Below are 14,979 nucleotides of genomic sequence, written 5' to 3'. Positions count from 1 at the left end.
GAGAAACGCTCCAGAACATAGGAGAGCGTCTACGATGTGCCGTGTGGATCCTTTGAGTTCGCTGCTCAGTGGCATCCGGGCCGAGGGCTCGGTCGTCACCCACGCCGTACTGACGGCGCCCTGGACCATCCGCTTCGCCGACGAGGCCCCGCTCACCATGATCAGCGTGTTGCGCGGCGGGGGCACCCTGCTGCTGCCCGACGGCACCGAGCGGGCGGTTGGTGCGGGGGATACAGCCATCGTGTGCGGCCCCGCACCGTTCCATCTCGCGGACCGTCCCACCTCGGTCCACGGCTCTCATGCCGCGTACGAGATCGCCTGCTTCACCACGGACGCGGAGTGCACCGACCAGCAGCTCGGCGGTATCCGGTGGGGCAATGACTCGGAGGAGGCGACGGCGATGATCGTGGGTGCCTACCGCGCCTCGGGCCACCGCCACGAGCGGCTCCTGCGTGCTCTGCCGCCCGTCCTGGTGATGAAGGAGGACGTGGAGGTCTGTGCCTGGTTGGAGACGGCCGCCGCCGACGCCGCCCAACTCTCGGCCGGTTCGCAGGCGCTGATGGACCGGCTCCTCGACTGGGCCCTGGTGTGCACCTTGCGCAGCTGGTTCGACCAGGCCGGCGCCGAAGCGCCCAGCTGGTACCGGGGCTTGGCCGACCCCGTCCTTGGCCCCGCGCTGCGGGCCTTCCACGACCAGCCCGCCGAGGCCTGGACCGTTGCGTCACTGGCCGCTCGGGCCGGCGTTTCCCGGGCGCTGTTCGCCAAGCGCTTCACCAAGCTGATGGACCGCTCGCCCCTCGCCTACGTCACGGAATGCCGCATGGACGAGGCCGAGACGCTCCTCACCGACACCGACCTCAGCGTCGCCCAGATCGCAAGATCCGTCGGTTACGCCGACGCCTTCGGCTTCAGCGCCGCGTTCAAACGCCACAAAGGTTTGAGCCCCAGCATGCTCCGCGCCGCGGCGGCCTGAACTCCGGCCCGGCGACGAGCGCACTTCTCACAGCGGTCGCATGAGACCAAGGTCATCGCCCCACGCGTCCAGCACGGCACCGTGTCCGGCTTCTCGGGTCGCCGTCTCGACAAGGGCGAAGACGTGTCGTTGCTGGGTTACGTCACCCGTGGCCGAGATGCGGTCCACGTCTCGTAGCAGTACGTGGGTGTCCCAGCCCGGAAGCGGATGGTGGGCGAGTTCCCACTCCAGGTACTTGTTGTAGGGCGGGGGCGTCGATCGAGCGCGAAGAGCAGTTCGAGCAGGAACTGGATGCTGTCGGCGGCGTCAAGTCGAGCAGCGAGAGTCTGCCCGTCGCGGTGGTTCTTGACGGAGCGGTAGAGGGCGTTGGCATAGGCATCGAGCCAGCCACTTGCGTCCTGGAATGCTTCACCGGCACTCAGGCGGGCCTTGCCGGCGAGGATCCGGGCGATGTCTCCGTCAAGCCGGTCGAGCACGATTCGGGCACGGGCGAGAGCGTAGCGTTCCCAACCGGGCGTCCCGGGCCCGCGGAACTCGGTGAGAGTGACGATGACGAGGTCGAGGTCGGCGCTACGGTGACCCGCGAACCGGGTGAGTTGGGTGCGGGCGTGGTCGGCGACCACCACGTACAGGTCGTGGTCGGAGTACGGGGTGACCATGCCGTCGTGGGCTTGGGACCCTTTGAGGACGAGGCCGACGACGGCGGGATCAGCCGTAGCGAGTTCGACGAAGGTGTCGTAGGTGAGGGGTTGCTGAGCAGCCATGGGGTGGATCTCCGGTGAGGTATCGACGGGTATGCCTGCTGGAGCGCCCCGTTACGAGGCACCCTGCACCGTCCGCGGCTGCACGCGGCTGCCGCCCGGAAGATCAACGCATCACTCGACTCTATCCGCCGACCAGGCCGTGATGCAGGGCCGTGATGCAGTGCATTGAGGTGGCGCCGGGAAGTCGGCGACGCGCTGCACATGCGGGATGGCGCGGCCTATGGCTTTGTTCTTGAGAACGGGGTTCTGGCACAGATCTTGGGGAGCGGTCGCGGAGGGTCACTGAAGCAGGATCATCTTGCGGAGTAGTTCGAATCCGGCTCGCCCGTAGAGCTGCCTTTTGATCTTCTTGATGCGGTTCTCGGCGCCTTCGGTGCCACCGGAACTCCAGTGCAGGCTGAGCCCGGCTGTCACAGCGTCGAGGTCTCGAAGCAGGTGAAGTGCGAAGCCGGTGAGGCCGGGCAGTTGGCTGGCATCGACGGCGTCGATCCAGGCGGGAAGCGTGGCGCCGAGGCGGCTGGTGAGTATCTCGCCGAAGTCGCGGACATGCCCGGCGGCAGTGTCGAGTTCGGGGCAGCGGGCCAGGACGTCCTTCAATGCGGCGCGGTCCTCCTCGCTCAGCGCCGTGGGATGGCGGGTGAGCCAGCCCGGGGCCCTTGGAGCCGCATTCGGCGTGTGGCGTATCCGACGCACCCCCGAGGACGAGCGTGCGGACGACGGCGGCTACTTCTGATCTTGCGAGAGTGCCCCGGCCATTGGGCCGGGGGTGAATCGCATTTCTGTACTCGCCTGGCCGACCTCCTCGCCCGCACCGCCGCAGGCGAACTCCCGGCCCGCGTCCACGCGGTCGTCTCCCTGGACCAAGCCGCCGACGCCCACCGGGCCACCGCCCAGAGCGGCCTTCGCGGCCCCTACATCATCTGCCCCTGACCAGCCCGGCACGGCGCCAAGTGCGCCACGCCAATCACCGGCACCTGCCCGCCACAAGCCGCCGACGCCCGGCGGCTGGTTGCCGCTCGGCAGCGGACCGGGGTCCCGGCCACGCCATCGAACGGCTGCATGGAAACCGGCGGACCACAGCAGACTGCGCCCTCACGAGACCGGTCCGGACCACGCCGGGACGGACGTCACTCGGGCACTTGACGAGGGGAAGTCGCAGCCCGCCGTCCATGGCCGCAATGGCCAGCCCGAGTGCCTGTCGCTGTCCGGCCAGCAGCAGCGTCGCTGTCGGCCGCTCGCGCAGCAGCAGTGCCGCGGTCACGGCGACCGCCGCGGCAGCCAGTCCGCGGACGCCGTAGGCGGTCGTCGCCGGGCCGCCTTCGCTCAGCACGATCAGCATGTCGCCGGCCGGAACAACGGCCACTGGGCCGGTGTCGCTGGCCCGAGCGCTTCCCGCTGACCGTCGCGCCGCGTCCAGGGCCAGGTACCGCGATGCCGCCGCGACCCCCGTCAAGCCTGCTCGGCAGGCTGGCCATCAGCCCAGGTAGTCGGCGCGTCCCTCGTCGTCGAGTTCGAAGGGCCCTTCGGGGATGATGCAGAACTCATTGCCCTCGGGGTCCGCCATCACCAGGAACCCGCCCTCGGCGTACTGCTCGAGCCTGCGCCCGTCGAGCCTCTCGATGCGCTGTTGTTCGGCGGCGGGATCGGGGGAGCTGATGTCGAAGTGCATCCGGTTCTTGCCCAGTTTTGGTTCGGCGGTGTGCTGGAAGCCCAGCGCCAGGCCGCCTTCGCGCTGGAGCCAGACGTAGGGGCCCATGCGGGCCACGACCGGCCTGCCCAGCAGTTCGGACCAGAACGCAGCGAGCCGCTCGGGATCTTGGGCATCGACGATGAGGGCATTGATCTGCATAGGTGACTCCGCCATGACTCGATCTCCTCAAGCGGGCCCGCAACCGCTCACAGGCGAGAGCGGCTGCGTGGTGGGCGGCCCAGGAACTGAAGAAGAGCCGGAGGCAACGGCACGTCGGCAGGGGGCAGGGAGAGGGGTATGGCCTTCGGCGCCGACGAGGTGTGCACTGGGCCGTCCTCGCGGGCCCAGTTGCGGTGGGCTGTCAGCGCCAGTCGTCGATGACGTAGGCGTCGGGGTGGCTGTAACCGGATTCGTTGGGTCGGTGCATGGCCACGCCCTGCAGCCAGGTGCGGAACCCGCGGTTGACCATGCGCTGGTAGGCGTCCTGGCGGGCCAGGTTCACTCCGGCGTCCAGTTGGCTCAGGTTGCGTTCGGCGGCGAGCTGCTCGCAGGCGGTGAGCAGGCGTTCGAACCGGTCGGCTGCCTGCGGGCCGGGGCGTACGGCGCCGAATTTGACGAAGCAGACGTCGTCTCCGGCCTCTGTTCCGCCTCCGCAGTGGCAGACGGCCAGGCCGTCGAGGTCGGAGTCGGCTCCCTGGAGGAGGATGGTGTCACCGAGTCCCTGCGCGTGGGTGGCGATGATCTCGCGTTCCACGCTCAGGCCGTCGAACACGCTCCCGGTGAGTGTGCGGCAGAGGCCGAGGGCGTCGGGCTGCTCGGCGGGGGGAAGCTCGCCGTACAGCATGCGGCCGGGGGCCGCGGCAGGGCCTGTGACCTGCTTTTTCATGATGGCTGTGAGGAATCGGGGCCAGAAGCCGTAGCGGCGGTAGAGCTCCAGGTGTTTGGGGCTGTGGGAGAAGGTGAACAGGCCCAGGTGCCGGTTCTCCCAGGTGGCGAAGCAGTCCATGACCGGTTCCATGAGGTGTCTGCCGATGCCCTGGTCCCACCGGTCCGGGTGGACGGTCAGCGGGCCGAAGAAGCCGACGCTGCCCCAGTTGGCGGCGAAGTTGGACGCGACGACTTCGCCGTCCACGGTTGCGGCGAAGGCGGCGTGTGGATCGGCCGTCCAGCGGGTGCGGACGTAGTCGGCACTCCCGAAAAAGGTTTCCGGTTCGGGAGCTCCGAGGAACGTCCCGAAGGCGATCCTGAAGATTTCGTCGGCCCGGTCCAGGTCCGCCTCTTCCAGCGGGCGGATGGACACAGGGCCGGTGCTGCTCTTGTGCTGCCCTGCCGGTGGGATCATCGCTCGCTCCTTCCCCGGCCCCCACTTTCATCGCACCACGGCTCGGCGCCGCAGGCGAGGCGAAGGGTCCGCTCCCATTACGGTGGAGCCCACCGAGGCGCTGGAGCGGTTCTTCGTCGCCTCCAGGATCTGCTGGCTCGTCCCGTACGCCCCGGCGCCCGTCATCGCGAAGCCACTGGGGTGCCGAGACAAGGGCGCCACCGGGCCGGCCACCGAAGTACGAGGTTGTTCGCGCAACCGGCCCGATGTCAGACCCAGGTGGCATGCTCTGCCGCCATGAACAGGCAGCAGTTCTGGCAGCTCATCGAGGCGGCCCGCGATCAGACGTCCAATCCGGACGACGGCGAGGAGGTCGCCCGCCGCGCCACTTCGGAGCTGGCGTGGCTGGCTGATCGTGCAGGGACGCGAGACCTTCGAACGCATCGTCGCTGACCCCGATGCGCTGGCGGAACTGCCCATGGTTCGAGCGTCGGCGGCCGACGGACACTATCTCGAGTGCGAGGAGGCACTGAGCATCGTCTGGAACGCTCACATCGTGGGCCACCGGGAAACACGTCCCTGACGACGCCTTCACCATCCGGTACCCGGAGCTGGATCCCACGTGGAACTTCGATTTCGGCCACCACGGCGGAATCGCTCACCGCCTGCCCCGCTTGGCAGTTCTCTACAGGGAGTAGGCCGCAGCTCGCATCAGGGCCGTCTGTCCCGTGGCGGGCTGATCACCGATGCGGTGTTCCCGCGGGTGATGCGCGGCAGGCGCTGCCCCTCGTCTTCATTGCCCAGTCGGGCTGGGGGTGTCAGGCGAGGAGGTCGCGCAGCCATGCCCGTTCGGCGTGGTTGGTGGTGCGGGCGAGGGTGAGCATGCCGCGACGGTAGGGGTCGTCGGTGTCCTCGGCGCGCAGGGGGCGGTCGCCGTCGTGGAAGAAGCTCGCGGGCTGCTCCAGGAAGTCGAGCCGCCGACGTAGGACGGCGTGCTGGTCTGCGGGGTCGGGGAGCTGGGAGAGAAAGGCCAGGATGGTGAAGTAGCGGGTGCTGTCGCTGATGTCGAGGCCGTCGGCTTCCCGCAGCCGACGCAGCAGTTCGGTGCGGCCGGCACTGGTCAGGCTCAGGGTGTGCCGCTGGGCGGCGGAGACGCCCGGCTCGGCTCGGCGGTCGAGCAGCCCGGCGGTGACCAGGCGGTTGATGGCCGGGTAGAGGCTGCCGTCGCTGACCGGGCGGGCATGGCCGGACAGGTGCGCAATCCGGCGGCGCAGTTGGTAGCCGTGCAGGGGCCTTCGGCAAGAAATCCCAGGATCGCCAGTTCCAGCATCCTGCTACTCTCGCACATCGAAACGAGGTACCTCGAATCGAGATAGGGGGCAGTGGCGTATACCGAGGATTGGGTGGTCCGGCGGGCGCGGGAGGCGTACGAGAACGGCCGGGCATCGTTCGACATGACGCCCGAGCGCACGGCGCTGCTGGTCATCGACATGCAGGACGAATTCGTCCGCCCCGGGTGGAGCCCGTACTGGGTGCCCGCGGCCACCCGGATGGCGCCGCGGCTGCGGCAACTGATCGAGGACTGCCGGGCTGCCTCGATCCCGGTGATCTGGACCCTCTTCGACGACACCCATCTCGGGCTGGACCGGCCGCACGCCCTGCGTTTCCTCCCGCATGCCGACACCGCCTGGCGCCGCCCGGGACCCGCGGAGGTGTGGGCTCCCATGGGCCGCCGCCCCGATGAGGTCGTCATCCGCAAGCCCTCCTACGGCGCGTTCTACGACACCCCGCTGGACACCATGCTGCGCAACCTCGGCCGCGACATCGTTATCGTCACGGGCACCCTCACCAACTACTGCTGCGGCACCACGGCCCGCCAGGCGTACGAACGCGGCTACAAGGTCGTCTTCGGATCCGACACCACGGCCACCGACGACGAGTCGCGCCAGGAACCCGAACTCGCCGTCCTGCGCAAAGGCTTCGCACTCGTGCTGAGTGCCGAGGAGATCACGGACCGATTGACCGTAGCCGCCCCGGCGGGCGGGGGGCGGGGCGAGCGTCGGCTGAGGCGGCACCGGAAGCCACCGGGGCGCAGGGTGTACAGGTGGCTGGTCACCGGGGTGCTGGCTCGTACCGACTTTCGGACACTTCCATGCCGTGGGGGACTGAGGCGCGCGCCGTCCGGGGACGCATGGGGCGTGGTGCCCTGCCCACCCGACTGGAAGGCGTTGCCCGTGCCCTTCACCGCACGCACCGCCGAGGAGACGGCTGCCGCCCGCCTGCGGTTCTACGCCGACGGCTACGCCCCGCTACCCGGACTGCTCACCTCGGACGGCCTGGACGAGCTGCGGGCGGAGACCCAGCGGCTGGTGGCAATCGCCCGACGCCGGGACTTCACGATGTCGTGCATGGACGACTCCCCCCGGCACATGACCACCCTCGGCGGCCACGTCATCGCCCGGGAATCATCACTTGTACGTGAGCTCTACGGCGACCAGCGTCTGCTCGGTCTCGTGGGCGCGGTTGCCGGCGAGCCGCCCCTTACCGTGCCCGATCCGCTGGAACGGCACGTGCTCAACGTCCTCCACCGACAGGGCGACACCCATGGCGCCCACACCGACGACTACCCCTACGCCCTGGTGATTTTCCTCGAAGCCCCGCACTCGCCGGCCCACGGCGGTCTGCTGCAGTACGTCTCCCGGGCCGGCTCACTGGCCGATCTGGACACCGACCGAGCATGCTCGGCCCATCACCGTGCGGGCGACGCCTACCTCCTGCGTAGCGACACCACCGCGCACCGCGTCACCTCCCTCACCCGGCCCGGTGTACGCCGCACGGTCCTCAATTTGGCGTACACCACCCGCTCAGCCGCGCCGCGCAGCACGCAGTCGGCACGTGAGCTGTACATATGACGGCCCTCGCACACCACCTCGGCACGCCACGGGGACACGGGCGGGACGGCCGGCATGTGTTCCGAACTGCAGTCAGGCCGGCATAACGCTCGCTGCCGGACCGGGGCTTTCCGCACGCAACCCGGCATCCAGTACCAGGGCGGCCAGCCGTCTCGGCCATCCGCCGGTGTGCTGAGGGGGCCGGTGTACCCGATGGGTGCGGCCGCCAGGTGGGGGCGGGGGGCTTATTTGGTTGTGACGCGTCCGATGGGGTGGGGGCCGGTGGTCAGTGTCTGGCAGGCGGTGTGCCAGGCAGAGGCGCCGGGGTGGAACTGGGCGTGGAGGTAGGCGGCGGTGAGGTGGGCGAGGGCGGCGACACGGGCGGGGTTTTCGTCGGTGGTCTCGGCGGCGTCGTATCCGGCGATGCCGCCGAGTCCGTGTTCGGCGTCGTACACCGTGAGGAGGGTTTTGGGGCTGGGGGAGAGTGTGTAGGGGTCGGTGTGCCAGGTGGGGCCGATGTCGGTGAAGTGCCGGGGGTCGTCCTTGTCGCCGGCGACGACGAGGGTGGGCGCGGTCATGGTGGAGAAGTCGACGGCACCGATGACGGGCCAGTGCTGAGCCATGGGCCCGTTGTAGGCATCACCGCCCCTGCCGGGCGCGGCGAGCAGGACGCCGGCCTTGATCCGGGGCTCGCGCAGGTGCACCAGGTCGTCGGTCTCGGGGTCGGTGAGGCCGGCGCCCAGCAGGAGGGCGGCGGTGAAGCCGCCGAGGGAGTGCCCGGCGACGGCGACCTTGGCGGGGTCGATCCGGCCGGCGAGCTGCGGCACGCTGCGTTCGATCAGGTCGAGCCGGTCGAGGATGTGGCTCATGTCCTGGGCCCGCGAGCGCCACCAGTTGGGTTCGTCGGCGATGAGGTGGCTCAGGGTGCGGGAGGTGAGGTGGGTGGGCTGGATGACGGCGAATCCTTGGGCGGCCCAGAGGTTGGCGAGGGGCGCGTAGCCATTGAGCGAGGAGAAGTGGTGGGAGGGGCCGTGACCATGGGAGAGGAGGATGACGGGCAGGCCAGTCCCGGTGGCAGGGGCGGAGACGCGCACCTGGAGGTCTACGGGACGCCCAGGCACCGGGAAGGTGACGGGGCTGTAGGACAGGACCGGGGCGGGCGCGCCGAGGGTGTCGGCGCGGGCGGCGGTGGATGTGCTCACGAGGGGGTTCCCTTTCATGTGGCGCCGACTGTCCGCCGCCTCTGCTGTAAGCGGCGGCAGGCATGACGGACAGGGGCATCCGCTTCCGCTAAGCTGAAGCGGAGCGCTGCTCCACTTAGTATTCGGAGCGCTGCTCCGCTTTGTCAATCGTGGGGAAGGAGCGCACTCGGTGACCACCGGCAGTGCCGCAGACAAGCCGCCGTCCCAAGCCAAGCGGGCCGACGCCCAGCGCAACCGCGACGCGGTGCTCGCTGCCGCGGCCGAGGTGTTCGCCGCCTCCGGCGTCGACGCGCCGATCCGTCAGATCGCCGCCCGGGCGGGCGTCGGCATGGCCACCATTTACCGCCACTTCCCGACCCGCGCGGACCTCATCACCGCGGTCTACCGCCACCAGATCGAGGCCTGCGCGAAGGCCGGCCCGAACCTGCTGGCCGCCGCCGACCACCCCCTGGACGCACTACGCGAGTGGATCGACCTCTTCGTCGCCTTCCTCGTCACCAAGCACGGACTCGCCGACGCCCTCCACTCCGAGCAGGACCGCTTCGCCGCGCTGCACGACTACTTCCTTGACCGCCTGCTGCCCGTCTGCGCCGAACTGCTCGACGCGGCGGTCGAGGCCGGGGACATCAAGCCCGGCATCCAGCCGTACGAGTTGCTGCGCGGCATCGGCAACCTGTGCATCGGGCACGACCACGACCCCCGCTACGACCCCCGGCGCCTGATCGCCCTCCTCCTCCAAGGGCTTCGGCAACCGCACGCGTCCTGAATGCCGACGCATTTCATCGCGGACGACCCGCCGACGCCTTTCGCAAAGTCCCCGGACCACATGGTCAAGAAGGTCCTGACGCTAATCTTCAAGTCAGCTGGCTTGATCACGCAGGAACTGGGCACACGAAACCTGTGACCTCTATGCCCACCGACCTGTACGCGCAGGTCAGGCATGCCTTGCTCCAGGCAGGGTTCCACCTGGTCGCGGGGGACGCGAAAGGCGGCCGCCCCGGGCTTTCGGTGACAGAGGTCCCGGTCGGCGTACTGGTGAAATGGACGGCTTCAGACGGCTTCACCGCACTGGCGAAAGATCAGCCCGGAGCCTCCTGCGGCAGCATGCAGGCGATCGTCCAGGCCGCGGTATCGGGCTTGCTTCTCCAGCTGGGACACACCGTCGCGGAGCCTCCCGATGGCGTTGGCCTGCTCGTCCTGGCCGACCAATCGGCAATGTGCCGCACCTCTTCGGCCTCGTGACCTGAACGCTCAGCGCCCACCCGCACGGGGGCGGACGTCGCCGTCGCCGAACGGCGGCTACTCCTGGACGTCGATGTCCGTGCGGATGCGATGCGACCACGCCGGGTCGCCGCCGGCCACCCCCATCGGGGGCGACAGCTACCTCCGTTACGCATAGCGGCGCCGCCCCGCTTACGTCGAAGACCAAGAGGCGTGCCGGCAACCAGCACGCTGCCTCGGCCCCACTGGCCCCGCGCCGGGCGAGCCGCTGCTCAAGCCGCTCCAACGCCGGGCCGATACCGCTCCCACCCCACCAGCTCGCCGTTTACGTGGGCTGCCATGTGTGTCTCATCGAGGGCCCTCCTCCCGTAGACGGTGTGCAAGGTGGAGCAGATCCGCCAGGCGCAGCACTCATCCGTCGAAGCCCGGGAGAGGGATATGGAGCGGCGCGGTCCAGTGGGCGGGGATGGCATCCAGCCCGTAGTACGCCCCGGCGAGGCCTCCGGTCACCGCGGCGACGGTGTCCGTGTCGCCGCCGAGGTCGATCGCCGCGCGTATCGCGTCTTCGAACGTGGTGGTGGCGCGGAGGGCCCAGACTGCGGAGCCCAGGCAGGGCCAGACGGCGCCGTTGAACTCGGTCGCCTGATCGGGATGCCAGTCGGGTGCGAGGACGGTGGCGTAGCGAACGCGGTGGTCGGGATGGACAAGTGCCGCGATGTCGCCGAGTGCGTTGAGAGGGTCGGTGTGTCCCTCGAGCGTGAGGCGGATGAGTTCGTGGAAGATCGCGGTGCCGTCCCAGGCCGCGGGGTCCCCGTGGGTCAGGGCCGCGATGCGACGGGCCGCGTCCATGGTGGCTTCCTGGCCGGCAGCAGCGAAGTAGACCGCGGGGGTCGATGCGCGCATCAAGGCGCCGTTTCCCGCTGCTCGTTGGTTGGCCTGGAAATGGATCGCGGCGGCAAGGTCCCACGGCATGCCGTTGGTCAGGACGTCCTCGGTCTGCAAGCCGATGTCCTTGGGTTCTGATGTGGCCCACCGCTGGAAGCGGGCGAAAATATCCGGCAGATTCAGTCCGCCCCGTTCCAACAGCGACTCCGCGACCAGAACGGCCATCTGCGTGTCGTCAGTGGCCTCGCCGGGGTCCCAGCCACCGCCTCCGCACATCTCGCCACCGGCACCAGGCGCGGGAAACCGTGCGGAGAACGCTCCCTGGGGACCCCTTTTGTCTCCGGATCCCAGGGAAGGGCGTGCTTCATCATGTGCGTTCCCCGGCGGGAGCGCAGCAGTACCCGCCCGCCCGTAGGCGGGCGCTGCCGGTTTATGCGAGGTTCTTCTCCAGGGCTGTGACGTAGGCGTTGATGAAGTGGTCCCGTACGCCGTCGCTGGTCGGGGCCAGGACGTCGGAGCTCAGGCCCCTGGCCCGGTCGGTGAGCGAGCCGAGCAGAGGCATGCTCTCGTGCAGCTTTCCGCGTGAGTCGATGTAGCGCAGGGCGTTGACGTGGGTGAAGACCGGCTCCGGCGGCATCTGGGGCACGATGTCGTTGTTGTTCACGAAGCGGTACATGCGGTTGCGGAAGCCCTTGTTGTACGCGGCGGCCAGGAGCCGGTCGCAGGTGCGGGGCTGGCCGTAGGTGTACACGCCGTCCGCGGCCAGGCGGGGCTCTTCGAGGTACATGCGGGCGCCCGCCAGCATGGCCAGGGCTCCGCCGAGGCTGTGCCCGGTGAACCACACGCTCTGACCGTTGGTGCGGTATTCAGCGAGGGTGTCCTTGACCGCGGGGTAGATCGACTCCAGGGCCTCGGCGAAGCCGTGGTGGACGTACCCGGTACCGCCGGGGCCCGGGCGGGGCGGAGTGGTGGCGTCCGAGAGCCAGTCCTTGATCTGTACCGGCTCCGTGCCCCGGAACGCGGTGATGATCATGTTGTCGCTCACCGCGGTGTACGCCTGCGTGTCCTGCAGAGGAAAGGGCGGGCTGAACTGAGTCTGGTGGTGCCGGACCCGGTCGAATCCCCATGCACGTGCCTGCTTCTCGATCGTGGCTTCGTCCTTGTAGGCGAGATCGGATGCCTTGGCCAGCCAGTAGGCATGGGCCAGGCTGTAGCTGGTCGCCCGGTGGTCGATGGTCGTCGGCACGCTCATGCGCTGTTCTCCTCGCCTCAGGTCACCTGGAGCGCCCTCACGTCCGGCTGCGGGCGCTTTCGCTGCCTTCATACAGGCGGAGATCCGAGGGGCCGGCGACCCGCGCCCGGACTCTCACCCGAACGCGTACGCAACCGCGTCCAGACCTGGGCGGCAGAGTGCTGGCGGCTGTGCCTGTTTGAGCGTGGGGGTGGGGCTGGTGGTGCTCGTGGTGCCAGATGGGGCACCGGTGCCGTTGCACCCCAGGAGGAACGCAGGGGTGCAACGGCACTGACGGTTCACATGGCGCCGGGGGGCTGCTGCCGGGCCTCGTCGGCTACCTGCTGGCCGGACTGCCGGGCCTGCTCTGTGACCTGCCCGGCCTGGCCGCTTGCCTCTTCCTTGGTGGCGCGAGCCGCTTCCGCAGCGCTGTCCTTGACCTCCTGGGCGGCCTGCCTGGCCGTCTCGGTGGCGTCCTCCTTCACGCGCTGCGCGGACTCCATCGCCGCCTGCTTCACGGGCTCGATCGCCTCACCGGCCTTCTCGGAGAGCTGGGAGGCTGCTTGCTCCTCGGCCTGCGAGGTGGGCAGCAGCGAGGCGGCCAGCAGCCCGGCGCCGAAGGCGATCAGTCCGGCCGCGAGCGGATTGCCCTGTGTCTGCCTCACCGCCTGCTCCGGCGCGTTGCTGACCGCCTCGCCGACCTGGCCGGCCGTCTGCCGCATCGTGTCCGCGGCCTGGCCGACGCCGTCCTGGACGGATGCCGCGGCCTGCTGCGTACGGCCCTTGGCGCTGTCCGTACTCGAGAAAGCGGTGCCCATGACGCGCTCGCGCACGCCCGAGACCGCGCCCCGGACTCGATCGGTGCGGCGGCGCACGATCCGCCCGGGACTGGTGCGGTCGGCCAGCCGGTCGGCCTTCTTCGACAGGCGCTCGCGGGTCGCCTCGATCTCGGTTCTCACTTGGTCGGGTGACGTGCCCATTGCGCGTCCTCCTTCAGCGTCGCCACGGTCTGTTCCGGCTTCGGGGACACCTCCCGCATCCTGGAGCGGCCCATCACGAACAGAATCGCCGCGATAGCCGCCCACACCGCGGTGACGATCAGAGCCGCCCACCCGGTGTCCATCACATTGGCCAGCGCGAACATCGCCGCGAGCGAGGCGAACAGCGCGACCATGTAGCCGCCGAACCCCGCTCCGCCGTACATTCCGGCGGCTTTGCCCGCCTTGCCGGCCTCCTCGCGAATCTCGGCTTTGGCCAGCTCCACCTCCTGCCGGAGGAGTGTCTGGATGTCCGATGCCATCCCCGACAGCAGCTCTCCGACCGAGGAGTCCTGCTCGCGCGGCTCCGGTGCCATCTCACACCTCCGGGTAAGGCCGCGGCTCCGGCTGTCCGGCACTCTGGGGGTAAGGCCGCGGCTCCGGCTGTACGGCCCCCTGCGGGTAAGGTCCCGGTTCCGGCTGTACGGCACCCTGGGGGTAGAACTGCGGATCCGGCCGTACGGTCCCCTCGGGCACCCCTTCCGAACGATCACGCCAGTCCGGGGTCTGCTCCTGCTGCGCCCCTTGTCCGGACTGCGCCTTGCTGCCGACCTTGGCCATCCTGCCGACCGCGAGTCCGGCCAGCGCCGCCGACGCCAAGAACGCCCCTGGTCGCCGTCGCGCGAACCCCTTCAGGTCTTCGGCCATGCCTTGGACACCGTGGTCGTCGAGGTAGTCCGCCGCCCGATGGCCGCCATCGGCGACCTGGGACACGAGGCTGCGGGCGGGGGAGTCGTCGGACGCGTTGCCTGCCAGCTCCGCCAGATCATCTGCCCACTGGCGCACCGTCCCGGCCGCACGCCGCGTCTGCCCCTCCACCTCCTCGGTCACCCGGCCTCGAACGTCGCCCACGGCGCTTCCGGCATGCCGACGCGCCTCCCCGGCTACCGTCTTGGCCTGGTCCAGCGCGGTGCCCGCCACCTCTCCGGCGGCTTTGCCCGCCTGGCCGGCGGTGGCCGATGCCTGTTCCTTCGCGGTCTGTCCGGCCGCCTGTACACGCCCGGCCCTGTTGTCGGCGGACTCAGTAGTCATGGCCTTACCTTCCCCGGGCGTGGACAGTCTCCAGGCTTCGATGAAAGACCGTGCCGGAGGATCGTTGCCCCACTTGGTCGTCGTTTCTCGGCTCGAGGCGGGGCCCTACCACGCTCGTGTGCTTATGTACGATTGGCGCCTTTTGCGAGTATCCGGGCTGCGGCATGCGAAACGACATCAAAGTGCCTGGCTGAGTGAGAGCTCAACTCATGAGCCGTGCGCGGCCATTCAGCACCGGACCCGTCAGGGTGCCGTGATGCCGCCGGGGAGACGGTGGCGCCGGGAGCAAACCGCTTCGTGGCGCGATTTGCCCGGCCGACCAGAGTTCGGCGATGCCGGTGGCCACAGCCCACGCTCCAACGAGGGTCCCCAGCGGGCGCGGCGATGCTCGGCAAGCCGAAGGTGATCAGGAGAGTGAGGTCGTCGACGAGTGCGAAGAGTTCGAAAAACAACGCCGGTGCCGTCAGAGTCACCGCGGCAGCCCCGGGCCGGCTTCGCCGACCTGGCTGGCGGTACGCCTTCGAGGCGGGGCTCGTGATGATGCCGGCCATCGCCCAGAGGTACGGCCCCGGCGACGGCGACCGGCGGGTGTGTCACCGGTGGGCTCGTCCGCACACGCTGACGGCTCCCGTCCTGCGAGCAGGGAAGGGAGCCGTTCAGTGTGGTTGGAGGCGTTATGCCTTCAGCGGGTTACGCGTGGCGGTGCGAACGTCGGTTGCCGGTGACGAGGCG

Annotated in this window: 16 protein-coding genes and 2 pseudogenes; 6 read left to right on the top strand and 12 right to left on the bottom strand. The window is 69.5% G+C overall.

Annotated features, from left to right (window positions below; genetic code table 11):
* Nucleotides 1–43: 43 nt before the first annotated feature.
* On the top strand, nt 44–973 hold the full coding sequence (locus ACWD11_RS23545) for an AraC family transcriptional regulator (protein ID WP_451285271.1): 930 nt from the start codon (nt 44–46) through the stop codon (nt 971–973).
* Nucleotides 974–1,000: 27 nt separating this feature from the next.
* Here ACWD11_RS23545 and ACWD11_RS23540 read toward each other — a convergent pair.
* The 5 genes and pseudogenes from ACWD11_RS23540 to ACWD11_RS23520 form a co-directional block, all read right to left on the bottom strand.
* Nucleotides 1,001–1,737 (bottom strand): annotated as a pseudogene (locus tag ACWD11_RS23540) (hypothetical protein).
* A 279-nt stretch (nt 1,738–2,016) separates the two neighbouring features.
* Nucleotides 2,017–2,430 (bottom strand): transposase, encoded by a 414-nt coding sequence (locus tag ACWD11_RS23535; protein WP_451285269.1) that lies wholly within the window; start codon nt 2,428–2,430, stop codon nt 2,017–2,019.
* A gap of 271 nt (nt 2,431–2,701) precedes the next feature.
* A complete protein-coding gene (locus ACWD11_RS23530) occupies nt 2,702–3,100 on the bottom strand; it encodes a hypothetical protein (protein ID WP_389420444.1) in 399 nt (132 codons plus the stop codon).
* Between the two features lie 111 nt (nt 3,101–3,211).
* Nucleotides 3,212–3,601: a VOC family protein gene (locus ACWD11_RS23525; protein WP_451285267.1), complete on the bottom strand. Its 390-nt coding sequence runs from the start codon at nt 3,599–3,601 to the stop codon at nt 3,212–3,214.
* Nucleotides 3,602–3,788: 187 nt separating this feature from the next.
* On the bottom strand, nt 3,789–4,769 hold the full coding sequence (locus ACWD11_RS23520; protein ID WP_451285265.1) for a GNAT family N-acetyltransferase: 981 nt from the start codon (nt 4,767–4,769) through the stop codon (nt 3,789–3,791).
* A 276-nt stretch (nt 4,770–5,045) separates the two neighbouring features.
* Between ACWD11_RS23520 and ACWD11_RS23515 the strand changes: the two genes are divergently transcribed.
* Nucleotides 5,046–5,201 carry a DUF4240 domain-containing protein gene (locus ACWD11_RS23515; protein WP_389420477.1) on the top strand — a complete coding sequence of 52 codons (156 nt, stop codon included), beginning with the start codon at nt 5,046–5,048 and terminating at the stop codon, nt 5,199–5,201.
* Entirely contained in the window at nt 5,164–5,331 is a 168-nt protein-coding gene (locus ACWD11_RS23510; RefSeq protein WP_389420447.1) for a DUF4240 domain-containing protein, read from the top strand. Before ACWD11_RS23515 ends, ACWD11_RS23510 begins: the two co-directional genes overlap by 38 nt.
* 235 nt (nt 5,332–5,566) lie before the next feature.
* Here ACWD11_RS23510 and ACWD11_RS23505 read toward each other — a convergent pair.
* A pseudogene (locus ACWD11_RS23505) lies at nt 5,567–6,078 on the bottom strand (PadR family transcriptional regulator).
* A gap of 52 nt (nt 6,079–6,130) precedes the next feature.
* Here ACWD11_RS23505 and ACWD11_RS23500 point away from each other — a divergent pair.
* Nucleotides 6,131–7,660 (top strand): HalD/BesD family halogenase, encoded by a 1,530-nt coding sequence (locus ACWD11_RS23500; protein ID WP_451285263.1) that lies wholly within the window; start codon nt 6,131–6,133, stop codon nt 7,658–7,660.
* 224 nt (nt 7,661–7,884) lie between these two features.
* Here the strand turns inward: ACWD11_RS23500 and ACWD11_RS23495 are convergent, their stop codons facing one another.
* The gene (locus ACWD11_RS23495; RefSeq protein ID WP_451285261.1) at nt 7,885–8,859 is read right to left on the bottom strand and encodes an alpha/beta hydrolase family protein; all 975 of its coding nucleotides are present in this window, start codon (nt 8,857–8,859) and stop codon (nt 7,885–7,887) included.
* Nucleotides 8,860–9,010: 151 nt separating this feature from the next.
* On the opposite strand from ACWD11_RS23495, the gene ACWD11_RS23490 reads away from it, so the two are divergent.
* Both ACWD11_RS23490 and ACWD11_RS23485 read left to right on the top strand, forming a co-directional pair.
* Complete coding sequence (locus ACWD11_RS23490; protein ID WP_451285259.1) at nt 9,011–9,607, top strand: TetR/AcrR family transcriptional regulator; 597 nt, start codon at nt 9,011–9,013, stop codon at nt 9,605–9,607.
* Between the two features lie 143 nt (nt 9,608–9,750).
* Nucleotides 9,751–10,083, top strand: coding sequence for a hypothetical protein (locus ACWD11_RS23485; protein WP_389420453.1), 333 nt, complete (start codon nt 9,751–9,753; stop codon nt 10,081–10,083).
* A gap of 390 nt (nt 10,084–10,473) precedes the next feature.
* Here ACWD11_RS23485 and ACWD11_RS23480 read toward each other — a convergent pair whose 3' ends face one another.
* The 5 genes from ACWD11_RS23480 to ACWD11_RS23460 all read right to left on the bottom strand — a co-directional run bounded on the left by ACWD11_RS23480 (nt 10,474) and on the right by ACWD11_RS23460 (nt 14,247).
* A complete protein-coding gene (locus ACWD11_RS23480; protein ID WP_451285523.1) occupies nt 10,474–11,298 on the bottom strand; it encodes an ADP-ribosylglycohydrolase family protein in 825 nt (274 codons plus the stop codon).
* Between the two features lie 79 nt (nt 11,299–11,377).
* On the bottom strand, nt 11,378–12,199 hold the full coding sequence (locus tag ACWD11_RS23475) for a lipase family protein (RefSeq protein ID WP_389420454.1): 822 nt from the start codon (nt 12,197–12,199) through the stop codon (nt 11,378–11,380).
* A 278-nt stretch (nt 12,200–12,477) separates the two neighbouring features.
* A complete protein-coding gene (locus ACWD11_RS23470; protein WP_451285257.1) occupies nt 12,478–13,158 on the bottom strand; it encodes a DUF3618 domain-containing protein in 681 nt (226 codons plus the stop codon).
* On the bottom strand, nt 13,134–13,532 hold the full coding sequence (locus ACWD11_RS23465; protein ID WP_451285255.1) for a phage holin family protein: 399 nt from the start codon (nt 13,530–13,532) through the stop codon (nt 13,134–13,136). The genes ACWD11_RS23470 and ACWD11_RS23465 overlap by 25 nt, the downstream gene beginning before the upstream one ends.
* A 1-nt stretch (nt 13,533) precedes the next feature.
* Nucleotides 13,534–14,247: a hypothetical protein gene (locus ACWD11_RS23460; protein ID WP_451285253.1), complete on the bottom strand. Its 714-nt coding sequence runs from the start codon at nt 14,245–14,247 to the stop codon at nt 13,534–13,536.
* Nucleotides 14,248–14,979: the final 732 nt, after the last annotated feature.

Source organism: Streptomyces sp. NPDC002776, from assembly GCF_053592195.1.
This window is presented reverse-complemented; position numbering and strand designations above follow the sequence as displayed.